The 24,538-nt window shown below is 69.6% G+C and carries 20 protein-coding genes; 9 read left to right on the forward strand and 11 right to left on the reverse strand.

Annotation, left to right across the window (positions count from 1 at the left end):
* Positions 1-32: 32 nt before the first annotated feature.
* The 6 genes from AC3EO4_RS24465 to prcB all read right to left on the reverse strand — a co-directional run bounded on the left by AC3EO4_RS24465 (position 33) and on the right by prcB (position 6,104).
* On the reverse strand, positions 33-923 hold the full coding sequence (locus tag AC3EO4_RS24465) for an FKBP-type peptidyl-prolyl cis-trans isomerase (RefSeq protein WP_379568779.1): 891 nt from the start codon (positions 921-923) through the stop codon (positions 33-35).
* 60 nt (positions 924-983) lie between these two features.
* Positions 984-1,877, reverse strand: a complete 894-nt coding sequence (locus AC3EO4_RS24470; protein WP_379568781.1) for an FKBP-type peptidyl-prolyl cis-trans isomerase — start codon at positions 1,875-1,877, stop codon at positions 984-986.
* Positions 1,878-1,998: 121 nt separating this feature from the next.
* Positions 1,999-3,357, reverse strand: coding sequence for a Pup--protein ligase (gene pafA / locus AC3EO4_RS24475; protein WP_379568783.1), 1,359 nt, complete (start codon positions 3,355-3,357; stop codon positions 1,999-2,001).
* A gap of 298 nt (positions 3,358-3,655) precedes the next feature.
* Positions 3,656-4,183: a hypothetical protein gene (locus AC3EO4_RS24480; RefSeq protein ID WP_379568785.1), complete on the reverse strand. Its 528-nt coding sequence runs from the start codon at positions 4,181-4,183 to the stop codon at positions 3,656-3,658.
* Between the two features lie 334 nt (positions 4,184-4,517).
* Complete coding sequence (gene prcA / locus AC3EO4_RS24485; protein ID WP_379569183.1) at positions 4,518-5,267, reverse strand: proteasome subunit alpha; 750 nt, start codon at positions 5,265-5,267, stop codon at positions 4,518-4,520.
* A gap of 21 nt (positions 5,268-5,288) precedes the next feature.
* On the reverse strand, positions 5,289-6,104 hold the full coding sequence (gene prcB, locus AC3EO4_RS24490; protein ID WP_379569185.1) for a proteasome subunit beta: 816 nt from the start codon (positions 6,102-6,104) through the stop codon (positions 5,289-5,291).
* A 190-nt stretch (positions 6,105-6,294) separates the two neighbouring features.
* On the opposite strand from prcB, the gene AC3EO4_RS24495 reads away from it, so the two are divergent.
* The 3 genes from AC3EO4_RS24495 to AC3EO4_RS24505 all read left to right on the forward strand — a co-directional run bounded on the left by AC3EO4_RS24495 (position 6,295) and on the right by AC3EO4_RS24505 (position 8,461).
* A complete protein-coding gene (locus tag AC3EO4_RS24495; protein ID WP_431898026.1) occupies positions 6,295-7,164 on the forward strand; it encodes an ABC transporter substrate-binding protein in 870 nt (289 codons plus the stop codon).
* 17 nt (positions 7,165-7,181) lie between these two features.
* The gene (locus AC3EO4_RS24500; protein WP_431898028.1) at positions 7,182-7,355 is read left to right on the forward strand and encodes a hypothetical protein; all 174 of its coding nucleotides are present in this window, start codon (positions 7,182-7,184) and stop codon (positions 7,353-7,355) included.
* Positions 7,356-7,426: 71 nt separating this feature from the next.
* Complete coding sequence (locus AC3EO4_RS24505) at positions 7,427-8,461, forward strand: DNA polymerase IV (RefSeq protein ID WP_431898030.1); 1,035 nt, start codon at positions 7,427-7,429, stop codon at positions 8,459-8,461.
* A 444-nt stretch (positions 8,462-8,905) separates the two neighbouring features.
* Here the strand turns inward: AC3EO4_RS24505 and AC3EO4_RS24510 are convergent, their stop codons facing one another.
* The gene (locus AC3EO4_RS24510) at positions 8,906-9,115 is read right to left on the reverse strand and encodes a ubiquitin-like protein Pup (RefSeq protein ID WP_379569187.1); all 210 of its coding nucleotides are present in this window, start codon (positions 9,113-9,115) and stop codon (positions 8,906-8,908) included.
* Between the two features lie 148 nt (positions 9,116-9,263).
* Between AC3EO4_RS24510 and AC3EO4_RS24515 the strand changes: the two genes are divergently transcribed.
* Positions 9,264-9,668, forward strand: coding sequence for a hypothetical protein (locus AC3EO4_RS24515; RefSeq protein WP_379568790.1), 405 nt, complete (start codon positions 9,264-9,266; stop codon positions 9,666-9,668).
* A 221-nt stretch (positions 9,669-9,889) separates the two neighbouring features.
* Here AC3EO4_RS24515 and dop read toward each other — a convergent pair whose 3' ends face one another.
* Positions 9,890-11,404 carry a depupylase/deamidase Dop gene (gene dop, locus AC3EO4_RS24520; protein WP_379568792.1) on the reverse strand — a complete coding sequence of 505 codons (1,515 nt, stop codon included), beginning with the start codon at positions 11,402-11,404 and terminating at the stop codon, positions 9,890-9,892.
* A 97-nt stretch (positions 11,405-11,501) separates the two neighbouring features.
* Positions 11,502-12,677: an acyltransferase family protein gene (locus AC3EO4_RS24525; RefSeq protein WP_379568794.1), complete on the reverse strand. Its 1,176-nt coding sequence runs from the start codon at positions 12,675-12,677 to the stop codon at positions 11,502-11,504.
* Between the two features lie 133 nt (positions 12,678-12,810).
* Between AC3EO4_RS24525 and AC3EO4_RS24530 the strand changes: the two genes are divergently transcribed.
* Genes AC3EO4_RS24530 through AC3EO4_RS24540 form a run of 3 tightly spaced genes read left to right on the forward strand, consistent with a single transcriptional unit; the run spans position 12,811 to position 17,659 of the window.
* A complete protein-coding gene (locus AC3EO4_RS24530; RefSeq protein ID WP_431898032.1) occupies positions 12,811-14,181 on the forward strand; it encodes a family 2B encapsulin nanocompartment shell protein in 1,371 nt (456 codons plus the stop codon).
* Complete coding sequence (locus AC3EO4_RS24535) at positions 14,181-16,307, forward strand: terpene synthase family protein (protein WP_431898033.1); 2,127 nt, start codon at positions 14,181-14,183, stop codon at positions 16,305-16,307. Before AC3EO4_RS24530 ends, AC3EO4_RS24535 begins: the two co-directional genes overlap by 1 nt.
* Positions 16,304-17,659 (forward strand): family 2B encapsulin nanocompartment shell protein, encoded by a 1,356-nt coding sequence (locus AC3EO4_RS24540; RefSeq protein ID WP_379568800.1) that lies wholly within the window; start codon positions 16,304-16,306, stop codon positions 17,657-17,659. Before AC3EO4_RS24535 ends, AC3EO4_RS24540 begins: the two co-directional genes overlap by 4 nt.
* Positions 17,660-17,851: 192 nt before the next feature.
* On the opposite strand, the gene arc is transcribed toward AC3EO4_RS24540, so the two are convergent.
* Together arc and AC3EO4_RS24550 are read right to left on the reverse strand one after the other, a co-directional pair.
* Positions 17,852-19,615, reverse strand: a complete 1,764-nt coding sequence (arc, locus tag AC3EO4_RS24545; protein ID WP_379568802.1) for a proteasome ATPase — start codon at positions 19,613-19,615, stop codon at positions 17,852-17,854.
* Between the two features lie 204 nt (positions 19,616-19,819).
* Positions 19,820-20,668, reverse strand: coding sequence for a tRNA (adenine-N1)-methyltransferase (locus AC3EO4_RS24550; RefSeq protein ID WP_379568804.1), 849 nt, complete (start codon positions 20,666-20,668; stop codon positions 19,820-19,822).
* Between the two features lie 86 nt (positions 20,669-20,754).
* Between AC3EO4_RS24550 and AC3EO4_RS24555 the strand changes: the two genes are divergently transcribed.
* Positions 20,755-23,382: a helix-turn-helix transcriptional regulator gene (locus tag AC3EO4_RS24555; protein ID WP_431898035.1), complete on the forward strand. Its 2,628-nt coding sequence runs from the start codon at positions 20,755-20,757 to the stop codon at positions 23,380-23,382.
* 12 nt (positions 23,383-23,394) lie between these two features.
* On the forward strand, positions 23,395-24,498 hold the full coding sequence (locus AC3EO4_RS24560; RefSeq protein WP_379568808.1) for a GNAT family N-acetyltransferase: 1,104 nt from the start codon (positions 23,395-23,397) through the stop codon (positions 24,496-24,498).
* Positions 24,499-24,538: the final 40 nt, after the last annotated feature.

Consider the following 24,538-nt stretch of genomic DNA (forward strand, 5'->3'; position numbering starts at 1 on the left):
AATCCCGCCGCGGCGGGGCGCACAACCCCGGCCTAGTAGGCGGCCAGGACGTCCACAACGAACACCAGCGTGTCCGCGCCGGTGATGCCGAACTGCGGGTGGCCCGTCGCGCCGTACCCCGCGGACGGCGGGACGATCATCAGGACCCTGCTGCCGGTCGGCACGCCCACCAGCGCCCTGTCCCAGGCCTTGATGACGCTGCCCTCACCGATCGTGAACGCCTTGGGCTGGCCTGACTTCCACGTGGAGTCGAAGATCTTGCGGCTGCCCCACACCGCGCCCTCGTGCTGGGTGACCAGCAGCTGCCCCGCCTCGGTCCGCGGCCCGTCGCCACGCTTGAGCACCTTGGCCGCGAACGCATCAGGCGCGGGACCCGACGGGATCGACAGCCTCGGCCGCTCCGGGCCGCTCACCCTGACGCCGGCCAGGCTGCCGGAGCCGGAGGCGTGCGCGTTCCTGGCGTGCGAGCCGAGGATGTCGATCACATAGAACAGGTCGTCGTCAGGGCTGATGCCCTGCGGCGGGTTCGCGCCGAAGCCCTCGGCGGGCGGGATCGAGGCGATCACCCTGCTGCCGACCGCACGGCCCTGCAACGCCTTGTCCAGGCCGGGCAGCAGTTGCCCTACGGGGAAGGCGGCAGGGGTGCCGCGGTTGAAGCTGGAGTCGACCAGCCGGTTCTCCCTGCCGTCCCACACGTGCGCGGTGTACTGCACGATCGCCACGTCGTCCTTGGCCAGCCTGGCGCCCTTGCCTGCGGTGAGCTCGTCGATCTGCAGATCCGCCGACGGCTTGCCCGCGGGGAAGACGATGCTCGGCTTGTGGCCGAACCGCCCGCCCACCTTCAGGTCGAGATCGTCAGCGGCCGGCGCGCCCGTGCACGCGGTCAACAGCGCCAGCGGAACCAGCAGCAGGAGCAGGCGCACGGACGTCCTCCTGATCAACCAGCGGCCTGGGGGCAGGCCACTGGTCTATCAGATTTTCCGTCAGTAAGCGCCCAGAACGTCGACCACGAACACCAGCGTGCTCTTGGCGGGGATCGCGCCCGAGGGGGTGTCGCCGTAGCCGAGGTTCGGCGGGATCACCAGCAGCAGGCGGCTGCCGACCTTCGCGCCCTCCAGCGCCTGGTCCCAGCCCTTGATGACCTGGCCGGTGCCGACACCTTGCAGGGTGAACGGGTCCTTGCCCCAGCTGGAGTCGAACTGCTTGTCGGTCCCCCACAGCTTGCCCGTGTAGTGGACGACGACCGACTGGTTCTTCTTCACCTCGGGCCCGGTGCCCTCGATGACCGTCTCGTTGATCAGCTTGGCCGGCGGCTTGGCGGAGGACTTCGTGGTCAGCGTCGGGGCCGCGTCACCGCCGGGGCTGGTCACCGTCACGCCCTTGACGCCCGGGTCGGTCGCCTTGCCGGTGGCCGCCTTCGGCAGCGTGGAGATCAGGTCGAAGACGAACACCCGCGGCTTGGAGGTGTCCATGCCGTTCTGCTTGGCCTGGGCCAGCTCCTGCGAGGTGTAGCTGTCGTTGGCCACGACCGTCATGAAACGGCCGCCGAGCTTGGTCTTGCCGAAGCCGTCGATCATGACCTTCGGCATCTGGTCGTTGACGGTGATCGGCTCGGTCTTCTTGGTGTCGTAGGTCGAGCCCTCGAGCGTGTTCTGCTTGCCGTCCCAGCTCCAGACGGACAGGTTCACGAACACGGTGTCGCCCTTGGCCACGCTCGCGCCCGAACCCGGGCTGAGCACCTCCATCGACGACTTGCTGGCCGGGTTGCCCTGGGGGAAGGTCACCGAGGGCTTGGCGCCCACGTTTCCGGTGACCTTCGGGCTCGAGGCGGCTTCGCCGCCGCCCGTCTGCGTGCCGCAGGCTGCGGCGAAGATCAAAGGTGCTGCTGCTAGTACGGCCAGGCGGCGGCGCATGGAGTTCCCCAAGAGAGTCGGACAGGTCCGCGCCACACTATCCGAAGAGCGTGTACGAGCCCGATAAGTAAACCGCAAAAGCCCTCTACATTCCGGCGATCAACTTGTCCACCCTCTCGTCGACGCTGCGGAACGGGTCCTTGCACAGCACGGTGCGCTGCGCCTGATCGTTCAGCTTGAGGTGCACCCAGTCGACGGTGAAGTCGCGCCGCTTCTCCTGCGCCTTGCGGATGAACTCCCCTCGCAGTCGCGCCCTGGTGGTCTGCGGCGGCACCGACTTGGCCTCGAAGATCTTCAGATCGGAGGCCACGCGCTCGACCGCGCCGCGCTTCTGCAGCAGGTAGTACAGGCCGCGCCGACGGTGCACGTCGTGGTAGGCCAGGTCGAGCTGGGCCACGCGCGGGCTCGACAGCGGCAGGTCGTACTTCTTGCGGTAGCGCTCGATGAGCTGGTACTTGGTCACCCAGTCGATCTCGCGGGAGACGAGATCGAGGTTGCCGGTCTCGACCGCGTGCAGCGTGCGCTCCCACAGCTCCAGCACCCTGCGGGCGACGGGGTCGCCGCCGCGCCTGTCGACGAAGTCCTTGGCCTTGGTGAGGTACTCCTGCTGGATCTCCAGGCTGGAGGCCTCCCTGCCGTTGGCCAGGCGGACCCTGCGGCGTCCCGTCATGTCGTGGGAGACCTCGCGGATGGCCCTGATCGGGTTCTCCAGCGACAGGTCGCGCATGACCGTGCCCGCCTCGATCATCCGCAGCACCAGGTCGGTCGCGCCCACCTTCAGCAGCATCGTCGACTCGCTCATGTTGGAGTCGCCGACGATGACGTGCAACCGGCGGAAACGCTCGGCGTCGGCATGAGGCTCGTCGCGCGTGTTGATGATCGGCCTGGACCTGGTCGTGGCGCTGGAGACGCCCTCCCAGATGTGCTCGGCCCGCTGCGAGACGCAGTAGACGGCACCGCGCGGCGTCTGCAGCACCTTGCCTGCGCCGCAGATGATCTGCCGGGTGACCAGGAAGGGGATCAGCACGTCGGCAAGGCGGCCGAACTCGCCGTGCCTGCCGACCAGATAGTTCTCGTGGCAGCCGTAGGAGTTGCCTGCCGAATCGGTGTTGTTCTTGAACAGGTAGATGTCACCGGCGATGCCCTCTTCGCGTAGACGCTTCTCCGCGTCGACGAGCAGGCCCTCGAGGATCCGTTCGCCCGCCTTGTCGTGGGTCACGAGCTCGATGACGTTGTCACACTCTGGTGTTGCGTACTCGGGGTGGCTGCCCACGTCGAGGTACAGACGCGCGCCGTTGCGGAGGAAGACATTGCTCGATCGGCCCCAGGACACGACCCGGCGGAACAGGTAGCGGGCGACCTCGTCCGGCGACAGCCTGCGCTGCCCCCTGAACGTGCAGGTCACGCCGTACTCGTTCTCCAGCCCGAAGATGCGACGATCCATCACCTCACACTAGTTCCCCGAAATCGCCAGCGGGAGAGATCTTGGCGTGTTTCGATTTTCTTTCAACTTCATGTCCTCCCGGTGGCGCGCGCCCCGGGCGGGACGGCGCCCGGCGGTCCCGCGCCGACCGCCGGGCGCCCCACCACAGGACGCGCCGCGCCCGCGACGGGCTGGCGCTGCTCGCCTCCGTGAGAGCAGCGCATGGAACACGGGGACAACCGGCCGCCCGGCGGACGCCGGGCACCACCGCGAAGGCGGGCGTGCGGGACCGCCGCCCCCGCGGACGGTCCCGCCACGCTCACGGCGTGTAGATCTCCTGCACCTTCACGATCTGCCCCTTGTAGACCGTGATGAGCGAAGGCACCCTGGTCTTCGCCGCCCGCTTCACCAGCACCGAGCGCGAGCAGCTCTTGTTGCCCAGCCCCGTCCTGCGATCGACCGTCATGAACGCGGTGCGGGTGCTGCACCCGAAGGCGCTCAGATAGACCGCCTTCTTGGCGATCGGCGAGGCGTAGGCCATCACGTCGCCCTCCGGCGGACCGACGAAGTACCCCTCGGTCTCCTTGCCGGGCCGCCACTTGATCGGCTCGTACTCGGCGGTGCCGTCACTCTGGACATCGGTGATCCAGCCGCGAAGGATGCCGTCACGCCTGGAGTGGATGCCCTTGGTGAAGTCGTGGCCCGGGTCGGCCTGGAACGTCTTGCCGAAGATCTCCGGCGCCTTGAACTTGGGGGCGGCCCCGGTCGCCGCGTGCGCGGCTCCGCCCACCATGACCAGCGAACAGGCGACCGCGGCCACACCGGCCGCGAGGTTTCTCGTCTTCACACGGGTTTTGATCCCAAACCTGGAGCCACGGTTCTACGAAGATCGTGTGATCCCGCTCACATTTGTGCCCTTGTGGGTTTGGCGTGGAACGCGCCCGATCGGGCCGCGCCGGTCGCACGGTCGACGTGACGACGTCGGGCCGAAGTCCCGCTGGAGCAAGCACGGCGACGTGATGGCGCCGGGCACCGACGTCCCAGTGGAGCAAGCACGGTGACGTGACGGCGCCGGGCCGAAGTCCCGCTGGAGCACGTGTGAACGACGGACGGCCACCGGGTGACCCCGGTGGCCGTCTCGCGGCTTGCCGTACGGGCCCCTTCGCGAGGGGCGCGGCGGGCTACTCGGTGCCGTCGCCCGCGTCGGGCTCGGGGGCCGTCGGCGTGTCGTCCTGCTGCGGGGCCGCGGGCGCGGCGCGCAGCAGCCGCTCCAGGCGGGGCCCCGTCAGGCGCAGGAACTTGCGGTGCTCCCGGTTGCGGTCGAGCACCGCCACTTCCAGCTGACCCGCCGGCGGGCGCTCCCCGCCCGGCTCGGTCAGCGCCACCAGCGCCACCTCCAGCGCGTCGCCCAGGGCCATCCCCTCCTGGTAGCGCTCCTTCAGCCTCGCCGCCACCGCCTCGGCCTGCCCGCCCATCGCGGCGAACCCGTGCTCGTCGAACACCGAGCCGTCGAACGTCAACCGGTAGATCGCGTCACCGTCGGGCGTGTCGCCCACCTCGGCCACCACGACCTCCACCTCGAGCGACTTGATCGACTCGGTGAAGATCCGGCCCAGATTCGACGCGTACAGGTTGGCCAGCCCGCGGCCCGTCACGTCCGAACGGTCGTAGGTGTAGCCGTTGATGTCGGCATAGCGGATGCCGCCCAGCCGCAACTCCTCGAACTCGTTGTAGCGGCCGACCGCGGCGAACCCGATCTTGTCGTAGATCTCGCTCACCTTGTGCAGCGCGCGCGACGGGTTCGGCGCGACGAACAGGATGCCGTCGGCGTACTGCAGCACGACCACGCTGCGGCCACGCGCGATGCCCTTGCGCGCGTAGTCGGCCTTGTCGCGCATGATCTGCTCGGGCGAAGCATATCCAAAAGGCATGGACACGTCGGGAGGTCCTTTCTAGGACAGCGGGGCGATGGGGCCGTCAGGGGAGATCATGCGTTCCTCGAGCATCCGCTCGACCACCGCGGCGACCTCCTCGTCGCTCAGGCGGCGGAAGCCGTCGCCGTCGATGACCGCGACGATGGGCCAGATCTTCCTGGTCACATCGGGGCCACCGGTCGCCGAGTCGTCGTCCGCGGCGTCGTAGAGCGCCTGGATCACCGCCGTCACGATGTCCCCGGCCGGCGCGTTCTCCCTGTAGAGCTTCTTCAACGAGCCCCGCGCGAAGATCGAGCCGGAGCCGATCGCGTCGAACCTGTCCCGCTCGTAGGGGCCGCCCGCCACGTCGTAGCTGAAGATCCGCCCGGCGTCCCTGTCAGGGTCGTAGGCGGCGAACAACGGCACCACCACCAGGCCCTGCATCGCCATCGCCAGGTTGCCGCGGATCATCGTCGCCAGCCTGTTGGCCTTGCCGGCCACCGACAGCGTGCGGCCCTCCATCTTCTCGTAGTGCTCAAGCTCCACCCGGTAGAGCCTGGCCATCTCGATACCCGTGCTGGCCGTGCCCGCGATCCCCATGCAGGAGTAGTCGTCGGCCCTGAACACCTTCTCCACGTCACGCTGGGAGATCATGTTCCCCGAGGTCGCCCTGCGGTCACCGGCCATCACCACCCCACCGGCACAGGTGGCGGCGACGATCGTGGTCGCGTGCGGCACCTGGTCGCCGATCGGCGTGGCCAGCGTCTGCGCGCGCGTCGGCAGCAGGTCAGGAGCATGACTGCCGACGAACTCAGAGAACGAGGAATTTCCGTTGTTCACGAAGAGCTGGCTCATCAAGCCGGCGGACAGATCCCTGTTCGGTGCCACGCGACTCCCTCCAAAAACCTCAGTGTCCTTAGGCCCGACCCTACTCATGTTGTGCTGTTGCATGCACTTCCCACGATCAGCTCAGCGCGAACCATTTACGGCCAGGCAGCCCCATGCGATGGTCGATACGTCGTAACGACCTCTCCGGGAGGCGGGCATGCGGCTCCCCCGTCCGCCCGCCCTCATCGCGGCGGCGACGCTCCTGGCCGTCTCCTCCTGCGGCATCGACGGAGCGGCCCGGCAGACGCCCGTCACCCTCACCGTCGCCGCAGGCGGCGAGCCTGCGGACGGCTGGATCACCACCTGGGTCGCACCCGCCTTCCAACGGGCCCACCCAGGCGTCAAGGTCGTCCTCCTGCCCGGCGGCGACGCCGAGCAGTACAGGACGAAGATCGCCCGCGACCTCCAGTCGAGGAGGGGCGCCGACGTCATCACCCTCGACGGCCTCTGGATCGGCGAGCTGGCCCGGTCCGGCCGTCTCAGGCCCCTCACCGACGTCGCGGGACCCGCCGCCGACTCGTGGGAGGGCTGGTCGCACATCCCGCAGACCGTCCAGGGGCGCGGCCAGTTCGACGGCAGGAGGTACGGCCTGCCCCTCGGCGCCGACGCCCGCGTCCTCTACTACAACAGGAACCTCTTCCGGCAGGCGGGACTCCCCCTGGACTGGCAGCCGGGAAGCTGGCAGGACATCCTCGACGCGGGTGCCGCGCTGAAGAAGCTCCCGGGCGTCACCCCCGTCCAGATCGACGCGGGCACCGCCATGGGCGAGGCCACCACCATGAACGGCGTCCTGCCCCTCCTCGCGGGTACGGGCTCCGAGATCTACGCGCGCGGGAAATGGACCGGCGCCTCCACCGCCATGAAGGAGGTCCTCGCCTTCTACCGGCAGATCTACACCACAGGGCTCGGCGACCCCCGGCTCCAGCAGGAGCCCGACGGTCGCGGCCGGTCCTTCGCCGCGTTCGCCGACGGCAGGATCGGCATCCTCGCCGAGAGCGACTCCTTCTGGCGCTCCGTCCCCAACTGAAGCACATCGCCGACGAGGTGTTCCCCCTCACCGCCTACCGGCCGTCCCTGGCCGTCTACCCCCAGGTCTCAGCCGCCCTCCAGGAAGCCACCGCGGCCGCCGTCAGCGGCAGAAGCCCGGAGCGAGCCGCCGCCACCTACCGGGACACCCTCGAACGGCTCGTCGGCGGCGCCGCCCACATCGCCGGCTGACCTGCCCGCACCGTCAGGGGAACCCTGCGCTCGGCCGGGCCGCGCCCGCCCCGGGCGGCCATACTGGACCCATGCGGGATTGGGTACTCCACGTGGACCTCGACGCCTTCATGGCCGCCGTCGAGATCCTCCGCAACCCCGAACTCCGGGGACGCCCCGTCATCGTCGGCGGCAACGGCGACCCCACCACCCCCCGCACCGTCGTCGCCACCGCCTCCTACGAGGCCCGGCAGCACGGCGTCCACTCCGGAACCCCCATGCGCACCGCCCACAAACGCCTGCCCGACGCCGTCTACCTCCCCACCGACCTGCCTGCCTACGAGGCCGCCGGCGCCGCCGTCATGGACGTCCTGCGCTCCTTCCCCGTCATCGTCGAAGTCTGGGGACTCGACGAGGCCTTCCTCGGCGCCACCACCGACGACCCCGAAGCCCTCGCCCGCGACATCCAGCACGCCGTCACCGCGGCGACGGGACTCACCTGCTCCATCGGCATCGGCGACAACAAGCACCAGGCGAAGCTCGCCGCCCAGTTCAACAAGCCCGCGGGCGTCTCACGCCTCACCACCGACACCTGGCAGGCCACCATGGGCGAGCGCCCCACCACCGCCCTGTGGGGCGTCGGACCCAGAACCGGCAAGAAACTCGCCGACCTCGGCCTCCATACCGTCACCCAGCTCGCCGCCGCCGACCCCGCCGAGCTCGCCGGCCGTTTCGGGCCCACCAACGGCCCATGGCTGCGCTACCTCGCCCTCGGCAAGGGCGAGACCACCGTCACCACCACCCCGTGGGTCCCCCGCGGCCACAGCCACGAGACCACCTTCACCCGCGATCTCACCGACCCCGCCGCCATGCGCGAGCACATCACCGCGCTGGCCCGGCGGCTGGCCGAGGAGACCGAGGGGCGCCCCGTCACCCGGGTCACCGTGAAGGTCCGCCACGCCCCCTTCACCACCCACACCCGGCAGGCCAAACTCCCCGCCCCCACCCTCGACGCCGCGACGATCGAGCAGGCCGCGCTCACGATCTTCGACCGCTTCCGGCAGGACCGCCCCGTCCGCCTGCTCGGCGTCTCCGTCGAATACACCCAGACCGGCGAGCGACGGTAACCGACGGCAGCGCGTCATGCCGCGGGGGCGCCCCGGTGGGATCACGTCGTCCAGCCAGAGCCGCGTCCCGGCCCGGCCCATGGGCGATGTGTCGGCGTCGGCACCCGGCACCCCGATGCGCGTGCCGGGCATCCTCCGGTGGGCAGCGGAGAGCCCGCCCTGCCGGGCGAGCATCCGCTCGTCGTCGTCCTCGGTGATGCCGTGGCGGTGCTCCAGCGGGTGTTCCCGCTCTCCACCGCGATTCTTGATCTTGATCCCACGCATGGCCCGCGTGTGACACACCGGGTGGACTTCACCCGGAAACAGGCTTCGCGGTACCGCGCACGCCGGTCAGCCGTGCGCCTGCCGAACCCGGAGAGCACCGTGATCTCCCCGCGGTCCGGACGCCCCGCGGCCCCCTCGGGCGCTTCCCGCCCGCTTCGCACCTCTTCGGGTTGTGCCTTGTTACTGGCCGCCCTTCTGGACGTATGAGCGCACGAATTCCTCTGCGTTCTCTTCGAGAACCTCGTCGATCTCGTCCAGAATCGCGTCGACGTCGTCGGTCAGCTTCTCCTGGCGCTCCTGCACATCACTGGCCGCCGAGGCCTCGGTCTCCTCGACCTCGTTCTCGCGACGGCCGGTCTGCTTCTGACCGCCGGTGTCCCTGTTCGCCATGATCTTCCTCCGCTTGGGGGACTGCCTCTTCTGGATATCTTCCCCGAACCGGGCGACAATTCGCGCGCCCAGCCCGGCGATCTTCATGGGGTTGACTGGATAGCACTCCTATCCAATACTGGAGGCCCATCTCTTCAGGAGGTCCGAGATGTCCCCCGCGACGCTCAGCACCGCCGGCGTGCTCCTCATCACCGTCCCGTTCGTGGCCTACGGCGGCGTCACCCTCTTGACCTTCCTCATGCGGAACGTCCCCGGATACAACGACAATCCGGTCCGCCGAGGTCTCTGGCGCGCGGGTCATGCCCACGCGGGTGTGCTGGTGCTGTTCAGCCTGGTGGCGCTGCTGTACATCGACCAGTCCGGCCTGTCGGACGGCATGCGCTCGCTCGTGCGCGCGCTGATCGTGGCCGCGCCGATCCTGATGCCGCTGGGGTTCTTCCTGTCGGTGATCCGGCCGAGCGACACGAAGCCGAGCCGGCTGATCTGGCTCACGTTCGCCGGCGGCCTGTCGCTGGCCGCGGGCACGCTGATCCTGGGCATCTCCCTGCTGTAGCCGCACGGGCGCGCAAGAGCGCTTCACCGCCGACACGGGCACGGCAGGACACCCGGCACCAGCGAAGGCGACCGTCGCCGCAGGCGCGGAATGAGGCGGGCCACCGTCACCAGCGAAGGCGACCGTCGCCGCAGGCGCGGAAAGAGGCGGGCCACCGTCACCGGGGAAGGCGCCCGTCGCCGCGGAAGGCGATCGTGTCAGGCCGATTCCAGGAGCCCCGGCTACTCGCCGCCGGTGAGGGCGGCGACGAGGTCGGCCGCGGTACGACAGCGGTCGAAGAGCTCGCCGACGTGGGCCTTGGTGCCGCGTAGGGGCTCCAGGGTGGGCACGCGCTGGAGCGATTCGCGGCCGGGGATGTCGAAGATGACGGAGTCCCACGAGGCCGCGGCGACCGATTCGCTGTATTGGCGCAGGCAGCGGCCGCGGAAGTAGGCACGGGTGTCGGTGGGCGGGTTCTCGACGGCGCGCTGGACCTGCTCCTCGCTGACCAGGCGCTGCATGCGCCCGCGGGCGACGAGCCGGTTGTAGAGCCCTCGGTCGGGCCTGATGTCGGAGTACTGGAGGTCGACGAGCTGGAGCCTGGGGTGCGACCAGGCGAGGCCGTCGCGGGTGCGGTAGCCCTCGAGGAGCTCGAGCTTGGCGACCCAGTCGAGTTCGCGCGACAGCTGCATGGGGTCCTCGGCGAGGCGGGTGAGGACGGATTCCCAGCGGTCGAGGACGTCCTTGTTCATTTCCTCGGTGGCGGTGCCGCGTTCCTCGACGTACTTGCGGGCCTGCTCGAGGTATTCCATCTGCAGCTGGATGGCGGTGAGCCTGCGCCCGTCGCGCATGGGGATCTCGTAGCGGCAGGTGGGGTCGTGCGAGACCGCGCGCAGGGCCTGGACGGGGTTCTCGACGGCGAGGTCGCGGGTGAGGAAGTTGTCCTCGATCATCGCGAGCACGAGGGCCGTCGTCCCCAGCTTCAGGTATGTCGATATTTCCGACATGTTGGCGTCGCCGATGATGACGTGGAGCCTGCGGTACTTCTCCGGGTCGGCGTGGGGCTCGTCGCGGGTGTTGATGATGGGCCGCTTGAGCGTCGTCTCCAGCCCGACCTCGACCTCGAAGAAGTCGGCGCGCTGGCTGATCTGGAAACCCTCGCCGCGCGAGTCCTGCCCGATGCCGACCTTGCCCGCGCCGACGACGACCTGCCGCGAGACGAAGAACGGCGTCAGGTGCCGGACGATGTCGGCGAAGGGCGTGGCGCGCCGCATGAGGTAGTTCTCGTGGCAGCCGTAGGAGGCGCCCTTGGCGTCGGTGTTGTTCTTGTAGAGCTGGATGGGCGCGTTCGTGGGGACGGCGGAGGCGCGCACGGCGGCGTCGTACATGACCCGCTCGCCCGCCTTGTCCCAGATGACGGCGGCGCGCGGATTGGTGACCTCGGGCGTGGAGTACTCGGGGTGGGCATGGTCGACGTAGAGGCGGGCGCCGTTGGTGAGGATGACGTTGGCCAGGCCGAGGTCCTCGTCGGTCAGCTGGCTGGGGTCGGCGACCTCGCGGGCGAGGTCGAAGCCTCTGGCGTCGCGCAGGGGGTTCTCCTCCTCGAAGTCCCAGCGCGCCCGGCGCGCCCTGGCGGCCGAGGCGGCCAGGTAGGCGTTCACGACCTGGGAGGAGGTCACCATCGCGTTGGCGCCTGGCTGGCCGGGTACGGAGATCCCGTACTCGGTCTCGATGCCCATCACCCGACGCACCGTCATGCGCACCTCTCGTAGTCCGGCCTACAGAGTCCGGTCTGTCTATCCGCCGTTTATATGCCCGAGCCTATGCCCTTCACAGTCCCTGAGGGTCACAGAGTTATGGCACCGACGCCTTTTCCACCCGTACGGCGGGCATTGGCGTGCTTTGCGGGGTGCGACGGGGCCGTAGAAGCCGCTGGATGGGCCGTTCGGCACAGGAATAGACAAGATACGACAAGAGCAGGGTGACGAGCGTGGCGATCACGCCGACGGCCCAGGCGGGCATGGCGCCGACCAGGGGCGGGATGAGGGCGACGGCCACGATGCTGTGGAAGAGGTACAGCGGGTAGGTGGTGCCGCCGAGCGCGGTGAGGACGGGCGAGGACGGCATGCGCAAGTAGCCGAGGGCGACCATGGCCATGACGGCGAAGATGAGGGTGATGGTGAAGACGACGCCGGTCTCCGTGACGGGCATGGCCGCGAAGCCGGCCGCCTTGATGCGCCTGGCCACACGGTCGATCGCCGAGTCGACGGCCAGGACCCACGAGAGGGCGAACAGCAGCCACGGCAGCCACGCCGAGCCGTGCCGGTGGATGAGATAGAGGGCCATGCCGGCGATGAAATAGCCGGCGTAGGCGGGCATGACGATCTCGGTGACGATCTCGTGGCGGAGCAGGGCCACCTCGTAGCCGAACCAGCCGGGGGCCACGACGGCCAAGGCGGCCGCGAGCCAGACGCCCATGAAGACCAGGACGCGCCGGTAGGTGACGCCGATGATCACCACGATGGAGATGAGCAGGTAGAAGCGCAGCTCGGCCCAGAGCGACCAGTACACCCCCATCGCGTCGTGGACATTCATGATCTCGGTGACGTCGAACAGGCGCTGCAGCATCGTGGCGTTGGCCAGGTAGCCGGCCACCGACAACTTGGGGTCGAGCGGCTTGGCGGCGAGCACGCCGTACACGATCACGACGGCGGCCAGGCTCAGCCAGTAGGCCGGGTACAGGCGGACGAACCTGGACCAGGCGAACGCGCCGAGCCCTCTGCCCCACACGGTCATGAGGATGACGAACCCGCTGATGACGAAGAACAGTTCGACGCCGAGGATGCCCAGTCCTGCGACGGGGGCGAGCCACGGGAAGAGCGCCGAGGGCCGCTGACCCCAGACGGAGGCGAAGGCGACGAAGAAGTGGAAGGCGAGGACGGCCATGGCCGCGATGAAGCGGAGAAGGTCGAGTTCCGCGAGCCTCCCGCTCGCCTGGGCGGGCCTGGCGGTGATCCGTCGTCTGCGCACGCCCCTTTGACGGCGGGTTGTGACAGTTGGGTTCCATGTGGCCCCTGAGACTTTGCCGCTACAGAGGTTTTACTTTGCGTGATCAGTGGATAACTTTACGTGGCGCACATCTCCGAGCGAACAAGGTGAGGGAATGACCGACGACCAGCTCAGCCTCAGTACAGCGGCGGCACGCAATCTGGCGACGACGACCAAGTCCGTTCCCCAGATGCAGGAGATCACCTCGCGGCACCTGCTGCGGGTGCTGCCGTGGGTGCAGGCGATCGGCGGTGTCTACCGGGTCAACAGGCGGCTGACGTACGCGGTGGGCGACGGGCGCGTCACGTTCACCTCGACCGGAGCGGAGGTCCGCGTCATCCCCGGAGAGCTGGCCGAGCTGCCGGCACTGCGCGGTTTCGACGACCAGGAGGCGCTCGCGGCGCTCGCGGGCCGGTTCACCCAGCGGGAGGTGCAACCGGGCGAGACGATCGTGGAGTCCGGCACCCCGCGCGATTCGGTGGTGCTGATCGCGCACGGCAAGGTGCGCAAGGTGGCGCAGGGCGCCTACGACAACGAGACCGTGCTGGGAGTGCTGGCCGACGGCGACTACCTGGGCGAGCAGATCCTGGTGGGCGTGGACGGCCAGTGGGAGTTCACGGCGACGGCGGTGACGGCGTGCACGGTGCTGACGCTGTCGGCGCAGGCGCTGGCCGAGGTGCGCGGCAACTCCGATGCCCTGCACGCGCGGCTGGAGAACGCGGCGAACTGGGACGGCCACGCGCAGAACGCCTTCGGCGAGGCGGCGATCGCGCTGGCGGCGGGGCATGTGGGCGAGGCGCGGCTGCCGGGCACGTTCGTCGACTACGAGCTGGCGCCGAGGCAGTACGAGCTGAGCGTCGCGCAGACGATCCTGCGGGTGCACTCGCGGGTGGCCGATCTCTACAACGAGCCGATGAACCAGACCGAGCAGCAGTTGCGGCTGACGATCGAGGCGTTGCGGGAGCGGCAGGAGGACGAACTGGTCAACAACAAGGAGTTCGGCCTGCTGCACAACGCCGACCTCAAGCAGCGCGTCCACACCCGCAGCGGGCCGCCGACGCCGGACGACATGGACGAGCTGCTGTCCAAGGTGTGGAAGGACCCCGCGGTGTTCCTCGCCCACCCGAGGGCGATCGCGGCCTTCGCCAGGGAGTGCAACGCCCGCGGCCTGTACCCGTCGAACACCGACCACGGCGGGCAGAGCGTGCCGGCCTGGCGGGGCATTCCCGTGCTGCCGTGCAACAAGATCCCGGTCAGCGACAGGGGCGTCACCTCGATCATGGCGATGCGGCTGGGCGAGGCGAACCAGGGCGTGGTCGGCCTGCACAGGACGGGCCTGCCGGATGAGTACCAGCCGGGGCTCTCGGTGCGGTTCATGGGCATCAACGACCAGGCGGTCATCTCCTACCTCGTGACGACGTACTACTCGGCGGCGGTGCTGGTGCCCGACGCGCTGGGCATCCTGGAAAGCGTCGAAGTCGGCTGATGGGCCCCTTCGAGCTGCCCGACTTCTACTGTCCCTACCCAGCCAGGCTGAATCCGCATGTCGAGTCGGCCCGCGTCCACACCAAGGAGTGGGCGCGGGAGATGGGCATGCTGGACGATCCGGAGATCTGGGAGGAACGCCGGTTCGACGGCATGGACTACGGCCTGCTGTGCGCGTACACCCATCCGGAGTGCGACGCCGTCGAGCTGGATCTGATCACCGACTGGTACGTGTGGGTGTTCTTCTTCGACGACCACTTCCTCGAGATCTTCAAGCGGACGCGGGACGTGGCGGGTGCCCAGGCGTACCTGGATCGGCTCGATCTGTTCATGACCGACGATCCGCCCGAACCGGAGAATCCGGCGGAGAGGGGGCTGCGGGATCTGTGGGCCCGTACGGTGCCCGGCATGTCGGACCTGTGGCGGGAGCGCTTCACCAGGGCCAACCACGAGCTGATGCAGGAGTCGATGTGGGAGCTGTTCCACATCGAGGACGGCCAGGTGTCCAATCCGATCGAGTACATCGAGGAGCGCCGCAAGGTGGGCGGTGCTCCGTGGTCGGCGTGCCTGGTCGAGCACGCGGTGGGCGCGGAGGTGCCCGAGCGGGTGGCGGGCAGCCGTCCGATCAGGGTGCTCACGGAGACGTTCGCCGACGCGGTGCACCTGCGCAACGACCTGTTCTCCTACCAGCGGGAGGTGGAGGAGGAGGGCGAGCTGTCCAACTGCGTGCTGGTCGTGGAGCGTTTCCTCGGCTGCGACACGCAGAAGGCGGCGGAGATCACCAATGATCTGCTGACCTCGCGGCTGCACGTGTTCGAGCACACGACGTTCACCGAGCTGCCGGTCCTGTTCGCCGAGCAGGCGCTGCTGCCGCACGAGCAGGAGGCGGTGCTGCTGTACGCGCGGGGCCTTCAGGACTGGCAGTCGGGCGGGCACGAGTGGCACATGCGCTCCAACCGCTACATGAACGGCGGAGGGCGCACCGGGTTCCACGTCTCGCCCCGGCACGTCCTGGGGCCCGGCGGGCTCAGGAACCACGCCCACGTCCCGTACCGGAAAGTGGGCCATCTGCCGCTGCCGGACATCCACATGCCGTTCCAGGCGCGGGAGAACCCGCATCTGGATGCGGCCCGCGAGGCGACGCTCGACTACGCGGAGGCGATGGGCTTCTACACGATGGTGTGGGACAGGGCCCGTCACGACGGTTACGATCTGGCCCTGTGCGCGGCGGGGATCGATCCCGACGCGAGCCTTGAGGGGCTGATCCTGGCCTCCGACTGGCTGAGCTGGGGCACCTACGGCGACGACTACCTGCCGGTGGTGTTCGGCCGTTCCCGCGACTTCACGGGGGCGAAGGCGTTCAACCGGCGCCTGTCGGAGTTCATGCCGCTGGATCTGGTGGTGACCGCGGTGGCGGCCAACCCGATCGAGCGCGGCCTGGCGGACCTGTGGGCCCGTACGGCCGAGCCGATGTCGCCAGAGGGGCGGGCGGCGTTCAGGGCGGCGGTGGAGGCCATGACGGAGAGCTGGTTGTGGGAGCTGTCCAACCACATCCAGAACCGGGTCCCCGATCCCGTCGACTACGTCGAGATGCGGCGCAGGACGTTCGGCTCCGACATGACGATGGCGCTGGCGCGGCTGGCGCCCGGACGGTCGATTCCCGCCGAGGTGTGGGGGTCGCGGCCGATGACGGCGATGACCGCCGCGGCCTCCGACTACGCCTGCATGATGAACGACCTGTTCTCCTACCAGAAGGAGATCGAGTTCGAGGGCGAGCTGCACAACATGGTGCTGGTCATGCAGACGTTCTTCGACTGCGACCTGCCCAGGGCGGCGGAGCTGGTCGGCTCGCTGATGGCGGCGAGGATGCGCCAGTTCCAGAAGGTGGCCGAGGTCGACCTGCCGGCGCTGCTCGACGACATCGACGCCGACGCCGCGTTGCGGGCGTCGGTGGCCGACTACGTGGGCGAGCTGGGCGACTGGATGGCCGCCATCCTGCGCTGGCACAGGGAGTGCAGGCGCTATGACGAGTCGACGTTGAAGGGCACCCGCTGGGTGCCTGGGCCGACGGGGCTCGGCACGGCAGGCACGAGGATCGGGACGCTGCTGGGGAGGGTCGCGTCATGACCGCGTTGAGTCTGAGCACGGCGGCGGCCAGGAACCTGGCGACCACCACCAAGTCCGTGCCGTTCATGCAGGAGATCTCGCCGCGGCATCTGCTGCGGGTGCTGCCGTGGGTGGAGGTGACGGGTGGCTCCTACCGCCTCAACCGGCGCCTTTCCTACCAGGTCGGCGACGGCAGGGTGAGCTTCACCTCGACGGGCGCCGACGTGCGGGTGGTGCCCGGCGAGCTGTGCGAGTTGCCCGCGCTGCGGGGCTTTTCCGACGCCGAGGCGCTGGCGGAGCTGGCCGGGCTGTTCGAGCAGCGGGAGTACGAGCCCGAGCAGGTGATCGCCGAGGAGGGCGCTCCTGTCGAGGAGCTGTTGCTGGTCGCTCACGGCAAGCTGGCCAAGTCGGCGCACGGCGCCTACGACGGTTCGGCCGAGCTGGGGCGGCTGGCGGACGGTGACCATCTGGGCGATGCGCTGCTGACGGGCGGCGCGCCCAGCTGGCCGTTCACGGTGCGGGCGATCACCGCCTGCACGGTGCTGGCGTTGCCGGGCCCCGCGTTGCGGGGCCTGCTCGGCCGCTCCCCTGCCCTGCGAGCCCATCTGACGCCTTCGGGCGTGGTCAGGCCGCAGAACAGGTACGGCGAGGCGGAGGTGGCGCTGGCGGCAGGGCACGTGGGCGAGGCGCGCCTGCCCGGCACGTTCGTCGACTACGACCTGGCGCCCAGGGTCTACGAGCTGAGCGTGGCCCAGACGATCCTGCGCGTGCACACCAGGGTGGCCGACCTGTACAGCGACCCGATGGATCAGGTCGAGCAGCAGCTGCGGCTGACCGTGGAGGCGTTGCGGGAGCGACAGGAGTTCGAGCTGCTCAACAACAGGGAGTTCGGGCTGTTGCACAACGCCGATCTGAAGCAGCGCGTCCACACCAGGGACGGCCCTCCGACGCCGGACGACCTGGACGATCTGCTGGCCAGGCGGAGGAAGACGCACTGCTTCCTGGCCCATCCGAGGGCGATCGCCGCGTTCGGGAGGCAGTGCAACGCCCGAGGGGTGTATCCGTCGACGACCGACGTCCCGGGCGGGAAGGTGATCGCGTGGCGGGGTGTGCCGCTGCTGCCGTGCGACAAGATCCCGGTCTCGGACCGGGGCCTGACCTCGATCATGGCGATGCGCCTGGGGCAGGACGACCAGGGTGTGATCGGGTTGCGCCGCACGGGGCTGCCGGACGAGCGGGAGCCCGGCCTTTCTGTACGCTTCGCCGGGATCTCCGACCAGGCGATCGCCTCCTACCTGGTCACCGCCTACCATTCGGCGGCCGTCCTGGTCCCTGACGCGCTGGGGCTGCTGGAGAGCGTCGAGGTCGGCTAGCGGTACGGCCCGGCGCGCGGTGCGTCCGGCCGGAAGGATCACGATGAGGGGCCGCTCGGGCCGATCGGGGCCGAGCGGCCCCTTTCGTGGTCGGGCGCGCCGGGGAGGCGGCGTGGGGCGGTCAGCGGGGCGCCCATGGGATGCCGAAAGGGCCGCTCCCGCCGGTGGGGAACGGCCCTTTCGACCAGAGAACTACAGGTACTGGCCGGTGTTGGCGACCGTGTCGATCGACCGGCCGGCCTCGGTGCCCTGCTTGCCGGAGACCAGCGTGCGGATGTACACGATCCGCTCGCCCTTCTTGCCGGAGATGCGGGCCCAGTCGTCGGGGTTGGTGGTGTTGGGCAGGTCCTCGTTCTCGGAGAACTCGTCCACGCAGGCGGCCAGCAGGTGCTGCACCCGCAGACCCTTCTGCCCGGTCTCGAGGAACTGCTTGATGGCCATCTTCTTGCCACGGTCGACGATGTTCTGGATCATCGCACCGGAGTTGAAGTCCTTGAAGTACAGGACTTCCTTGTCGCCGTTGGCGTAGGTGACCTCGAGGAAGCGGTTCTCTTCGCTCTCGGTGTACATGCGCTCGACGACGCTCTGGATCATTCCCGCGATCGTGGACTCGCGAGAGTCGGAGTGTTCGGCCAGGTCGTCCGGGTGCAGCGGGAGGTCGGCGATGAGGTACTTGGAGAAGATGTCCTTGGCCGCCTCGGCGTCCGGCCGCTCGATCTTGATCTTGACGTCCAGGCGGCCGGGCCGCAGGATCGCCGGGTCGATCATGTCTTCGCGGTTGGAGGCGCCGATGACGATGACGTTCTCCAGGCCCTCGACGCCGTCGATCTCCGACAGCAGCTGAGGGACGATGGTGTTCTCGACGTCGGAGGAGACGCCCGAGCCTCGGGTCCTGAAGATCGAGTCCATCTCGTCGAAGAACACGATCACCGGGGTGCCCTCGGAGGCCTTCTCCCTCGCGCGCTGGAAGACCAGGCGGATGTGCCGCTCGGTCTCGCCGACGTACTTGTTGAGGAGTTCGGGGCCCTTGATGTTGAGGAAGAAGCTCTTGCCCGACTGTCCCGTCTTCTCCGCGACCTGCTTGGCCAGGGAGTTGGCGACGGCCTTGGCGATGAGCGTCTTGCCGCATCCGGGCGGGCCGTACAGCAGCACGCCCTTGGGCGGGCGGAGCTTGTGCTCGCGGAACAGGTCGGCGTGCAGGTAGGGCAGCTCGATGGCGTCCCTGATCTGCTCAATCTGCCGCATGAGGCCGCCGATCTCCTCGTAGGAGATGTCGGGGACCTCTTCGAGGACGAGCTCTTCCACTTCGGACTTGGGGATGCGCTCGTAGACGTAGCCGGAGCGGGGCTCCAGCAGCAGCGAGTCGCCCGCGCGGACGGGCTGTCCGAGCAGCGACTCGGCCAGGCGCACGACGCGCTCCTCGTCGGCGTGGGAGATGACCAGGGCGCGCTCGCCGTCTTCGAGCAGTTCCTTGAGCATCACGATCTCGCCGACCTCTTCGTAGCCGAGTGCCTCGACCACGTTGAGCGCCTCGTTCAGCATGACCTCCTGGCCACGCTTGAGCACATCGACATCGACTGCGGGACTGACGTTGACCCGCAGTTTGCGGCCGCCGGTGAAGACTTCCACCGTGCCGTCTTCTCTTGCCTCGAGGAAGACGCCGAAGCCGGACGGCGGCTGGGCCAGCCGGTCGACTTCCTCCTTGAGGGCGACGATCTGATCCCTGGCCTCCTTGAGTGTGGCGACCAGCCGTTCGTTCTGGCTGGTGACCGCGGCAAGGTTGGCCTGCGCCTCGTGGAGACGCTCCTCGAGGACCCTGGCCTGACGGGGTGACTCGGCCAGCTTCCTCCGCAGCGCTGTGATCTCCTCCTGCAGGAAGGAGACCTGTGTTGAAAGATCAGCGACCTCCCGTTCGCGCTGCGCGGCTCGAGCCTCTGCATCATCGCGAGCTGCCACGCCCCGTCACCTCCTTCCCAGTCGAGAGCGACTACTAAGGACCTTACCCATCTCCCGGCTTTCCGCTACCTGCCCGGAAAGTGTTCGTAGAGTGACATTCGGTATTCGGTGAATAATCCCTATTGGCGTGTTTAGTACTTCCAGCATATGAACACGGTCATCTGTTCCCGTGTCACGCACCAAGGCACCGCCGTGGCCAAATCGTCATAGTTCTTCGGTGGTCCCCTTCGGTCGTCGGCGCCGTGGCGGGGGCGTGACGCCGTCCGCCATGCGGCGGGCGGTGACGAGGAAGCCGGTGTGCCCGATCATCCGGTGATCTGGGCGTACGGCCAGTCCCTCGACATGCCAGTCGCGAACCAGGGTCTCCCACGCGTGGGGCTCGGTGAAACTCCCGTGCTCTCGAAGGGTTTCGACGGTCTTCGACATCTGGGTGGTCGTGGCCACGTAAACGCAGATCACGCCGCCCGGCGTCAGGGCCTTGGACACGGCGTCGACGCACTCCCACGGGGCGAGCATGTCGAGGATGACGCGGTCGACGTCGCCTTCGTCGATGGACTCGTTGAGGTCGCCGACGACCAGGCGCCAGCTGTCCATCTCACCGCCGAAGAACTTCTCGACGTTCTTGCGGGCGACGTCGGCGAACTCCTGGCGCCGCTCGTAGGAGATGACCTTGCCCTCGGCGCCGACGGCGCGCAGCAGGAAGCAGGTCAGCGCGCCGGATCCGACGCCCGCCTCGATGACGCGGGCTCCGGGGAAGATGTCGGCCATGCCGACGATCTGGGCGGCGTCCTTGGGGTAGATCACGGCCGCGCCGCGCGGCATCGACAGCGTGTAGTCCTGAAGCAGGTGGCGGAAGGCCAGGTACTGCGTGCCGCCGGACGAGCGGACCACCGAGCCTTCAGGCTGGCCGATCAGGTCGCTGTGCGGGATCGCCCCCTTGTGCGTGTGGAAGACCCCGTCCTGCTTGAGCGTGATCGTGTGACGCTTGTTCTTGGGGTCGGTGAGCTGCACCTGATCCCCCACCTGGAACGGCCCGTGCCTGCGAAAACCCATGGGGATGAGGATAGGGCGAATCACAGGGTCGGTCGGCCGATGGCAACCCCCTGTATTTGCCTCCTTCTTGACCGTAACATCCTCACGTGTCGACACGGTGGCCCTTCGCCGGCCGGATCGAGGAGACCGACCGGTTGCTGGCGCTGATGAACGACCCCGCGACCTGCGGTGTCGCCATCTTCGGCCCGGCGGGTGCGGGCAAGAGCAGACTCGCCCTTGAGGTGGTGACCTCGCTGCGCTCGCGCGGCCGTACGGCGGTGCACGCCATCGCCTCGATGGCGGCCCGCGAGCTGCCGTTCGGCGCGCTCGCCCACCTGCTGCCGGCGGCGCTCCCCCAGGGCGCCAACCCGCTGAAGTGGATCTCCGACACGCTGGTGGGGACCGAGCGGCGGCCGCTGATGCTCGTCGACGACGCCCACCTGCTGGATTCCGGCTCGGCGGCGGTCCTGCACCACATGGCCCAGGACGCCGCCGCGCAGCTGCTGCTGACGCTGCGCAGCGGCGAGCCGGTGCCCGAGGCGGTGGTGACGCTGTGGAAGGACCTGGGCCTGGCCAGGATGGAGCTGGCGCCGCTGAGCCTGCCCGACGTGGGCCGCATCCTGGCGGGGGTGCTGGGCGATCCCGTGGAGTCCCAGAGCGTGGCCAGGCTGCACCGGCTCACCGAGGGCAACGCCCTGTTCCTGCGCGAGCTGGTGGCGGGCGCGCTGGACCTCGGGGCGCTGGTGCGGGTGCAGGGGCTGTGGCGGCTGGAGTCGGCCCCGCCCGTCGCTCCCCCGCTGGCCGAGCTGGTGGCCGTCCGCATCGGCACGCTGGAGGCGGCCGAGGAGGAGGCTCTGGAGTACATCGCGCTCGGCGAGCCGCTGGGAGCGCAGCTGCTGGCCGGTCTGGTGCCCGCGGCGGCGGTCGAGTCCCTGGAGGCCAAGGACCTCGTGAGAGTGCTCGTCGACGGCAGGCGGACGCTGGTGCGCCTGGCCCACCCCCTGTACGGCGAGGCGATCAGGGCGCGCTGCCCGCTGCTGCGCACCCGCCGCCGCTACCGGCAGCTGGCCGAGGCGCTGGAGGCCACGGGCGCCAGGCGGCGCGACGACGTGGTCAGGACGGCCATGTGGCGGCTGGCGAGCGGCACCGCGAAGGACCCGGGGCCGCTGCTGTCGGGCTGCAGGATCGCGTGGGCGGCGCACGACGCCACGCTGGCCGCGAGGCTGGGCTGGGCGGCGCTGAACGCCGGCGGCGGGGCGGAGGCGGCGATCACGCTGTCGGACGTGCTGTCGTTCTCGGAGTCGTTCGCCGACTCCGAGGCGGCGCTCACCTCGGTGTGGGAGGAGCCGTGTGACCCCCGGCTGCGGGCACAGCTGGCGATGCAGCGGGCGTGGAACCTGAACTTCGGGCTGCGCAGGCCCGCCGAGGCCGACGCGGTGCTCGACGACGCCGAGGCGAGGCTGAAGGACCCTGCGCTGCGGATGATGGTGCAGGCCATGCGGCTGAACCTGCGCATCCTGCGCGGCGAGGTCCACCAGTGCGCCGAGGCGGCCGAGCGGATGCTGGCCGAGGACACGGGCTCGGTCGTGGGCACGGCGATGGCGCTGGGGATCACCACCTACGGCCTGCCGTACGCGGGCAGGTGCGCCGACGCTCGGCGGATGTTCGACCGGGCCAGGGCGGTGGAGGAGTCCTGGCACGACGCCGCGCCCACGGAGGTGCTCAAGCTGGTGGCCGGCCGCTACCTGGCCGACCTGTTCACCGGCGATCTGGCCGCGGCCGAGCAGGTGGTCGAGCACGGCCAGGAGCTGCTGGGCGAGGACAGCGAGGTGCGCCTGTTCCGGCGGATGTTCCTGCAGTGGCACGGCGAGATCGCCAGGATGCGCGGCAGGGTCGGCGAGGCGGCGCGGATCACCAGGGAGGCGACGACGCTGGCGGGCGCGGGCCACTTCACCGCGCTGGCCGTGGCCGAGCTGGCGCACTGCACCGCCCTGCTGGGCGACCAGAGCAGGGCCAGGGCGCTGCTGGCGGAGGCGGAGCGGAACCGCACCGACGTGCTGTACCTGCTGCAGACCTCGATCGACTCGGCGCAGCGCTGGGTGGCGGCGACGGGCGGGCAGGTGCCGCGCGCGGTGGAGCTGGCGCTGGCCCACGCCGCCCGTGCCCGCACGCAGGAGCTGTACGGCATCGAGCTCGTCGCCCTGCACGACGCGGTGCGGTTCGGCGCGGCGGCGAAGGTCGAGGCGCGCCTGTCCGAGGTGGCCCGGCGGCACGACGGGAGGCTGTCGGCGATCTACGCCGCGCACGGGGTGGCCGCGGCCGCCGGCGACGCGGAGGGGTTGGAGCGGGTGGCGGCCTCGTTCGCCGGGCTCGGCATGCTGCTGCACGCCGCCGAGGCCTGCGCGCAGGCCTCGGCCGCGCACCGGGCCAGGGGGCGGCCACAGCAGGGCAGGGCCACGGCGGCGAGGGCGGCGGCCTACGCGGCCTCGTGCCAGGGCGCCCGCTCGCCCGCGCTGGCCCGCCTGGCGGGGCCGGTGCTGACGCCGCGCGAGAGGGAGATCGCCGGACTGGCGGCCTCCGGGCTGGCCAGCAAGGACATCGCCGCGTCGCTGGTGCTGTCGATCAGGACGGTCGACAACCACCTGCAGTCGGTCTACGGCAAGCTCGGCGTGAACGGCAGGACGGAGCTGGCGGCGCTGCTGGACGTCGATTCGCCGCCATGGGACGGAGATTGATAGCAATGGACCATGTTGCCGCGTGAAGTGATCTCGACGGGTTCGCTGATCCTGCGTCCCCCCTCCCGTGACGATCTGCCCGCGATCGTGCGGGCCACGTCCGACGCCGACACCGCCAGGTTCCTGTACCGGCTGCCCATGCCGTACACGATCGAGGACGCCGAGGCCTATCTCGCGGTCGCCGCGCAGCGGTGGACGGAGGGCGGCGCCGAGTTCACGATCGCCGACGCCGGCAGCGGGCAGTACCTGGGCGCGGTCGGGTTGCGCCCGCCGGACTCTCACGGGGCCCTGTCCATCGGCTACCGGGTGGCCGAGTGGGCCAGGGGCAAGGGTGTGGCGAGCGCGGCGACGCGGGCGGTCACCGAGTGGGCCTTCGACAAGGGGGTGCGGCGCATCGAGCTGCGCGCCGAGGTGGAGAACCTGGCCAGCCTCCGCGTCGCCTACGCGGCCGGTTACCTGCAGGAGGGCGTCGAGAGGGAACGGGCGCGCACACGGGACGGCAGGGCCGCCGACTTCGTGGCCTTCGCCAGGCTGGCGGGCGATCCCGGCGAGGCGGCCGCGCAGTATCTGCCGTTCCTGGAGGGCGGCGAGCTGTCGGACGGGGTGGTGCGGCTGACGCAGCTGGCGCCGAGCGACTCCGGCGCCTTCCACGCCATGGTGGGCGAGCCGAGCGTCTCGCACTGGATGCTCGGGCCGCCGCCGACGGCCGACGCCGCCGAGCGGCGCTGCCGCTACACCGGCTACTGGTGGCTGTCAGGGCAGCGCGCCGAGCTGGCGATCCGCGACGCGGAGACGGACGCGTTCGCCGGCCACATCCAGCTCGTGCAGGTGCTGCCCTCCATCGGGCAGGCGATGGTCGGCTACTCGCTGCGGCGCGCCTACAGGGGCAGAGGGTTCATGACGCGGTCGGTGCGACTGCTGGCCGACTGGGCGTTCTCCCACACGGCGCTGCACAGGCTCGTGGCGGGCACGGACGTCGACAACGAGGCCTCGCAGCAGGTGCTGCGGCGGGCGGGGTTCAGCAGGGAGGGCGTCCAGCGCCAGCTGTTCCCGCGCGCCGACGGGACCCGCGGAGACGACGTGGAATGGCTCCTGCTACGGCCGGGGCGAAGCTGAAAATATCTATTACCTGATGTGGGGGTGGCCACGGGCGGTT

This window comes from Nonomuraea sp. bgisy101 (genome assembly GCF_057708945.1).

Coding starts and splice junctions, on each gene's coding strand:
- pafA (WP_379568783.1), bottom strand. CDS start 3,357: ATGGATCGTCGCATCTTCGGGCTGGAGAACGAGTACGGCGTGACCTGC.
- prcA (WP_379569183.1), bottom strand. CDS start 5,267: ATGCCTTTTGGATATGCTTCGCCCGAGCAGATCATGCGCGACAAGGCC.
- prcB (WP_379569185.1), bottom strand. CDS start 6,104: ATGAGCCAGCTCTTCGTGAACAACGGAAATTCCTCGTTCTCTGAGTTC.
- AC3EO4_RS24495 (WP_431898026.1), top strand. CDS start 6,295: ATGCGGCTCCCCCGTCCGCCCGCCCTCATCGCGGCGGCGACGCTCCTG.
- AC3EO4_RS24505 (WP_431898030.1), top strand. CDS start 7,427: ATGCGGGATTGGGTACTCCACGTGGACCTCGACGCCTTCATGGCCGCC.
- AC3EO4_RS24510 (WP_379569187.1), bottom strand. CDS start 9,115: ATGGCGAACAGGGACACCGGCGGTCAGAAGCAGACCGGCCGTCGCGAG.
- AC3EO4_RS24515 (WP_379568790.1), top strand. CDS start 9,264: ATGTCCCCCGCGACGCTCAGCACCGCCGGCGTGCTCCTCATCACCGTC.
- dop (WP_379568792.1), bottom strand. CDS start 11,404: ATGACGGTGCGTCGGGTGATGGGCATCGAGACCGAGTACGGGATCTCC.
- AC3EO4_RS24530 (WP_431898032.1), top strand. CDS start 12,811: ATGACCGACGACCAGCTCAGCCTCAGTACAGCGGCGGCACGCAATCTG.
- AC3EO4_RS24535 (WP_431898033.1), top strand. CDS start 14,181: ATGGGCCCCTTCGAGCTGCCCGACTTCTACTGTCCCTACCCAGCCAGG.
- AC3EO4_RS24540 (WP_379568800.1), top strand. CDS start 16,304: ATGACCGCGTTGAGTCTGAGCACGGCGGCGGCCAGGAACCTGGCGACC.
- AC3EO4_RS24550 (WP_379568804.1), bottom strand. CDS start 20,668: ATGGGTTTTCGCAGGCACGGGCCGTTCCAGGTGGGGGATCAGGTGCAG.
- AC3EO4_RS24560 (WP_379568808.1), top strand. CDS start 23,395: ATGTTGCCGCGTGAAGTGATCTCGACGGGTTCGCTGATCCTGCGTCCC.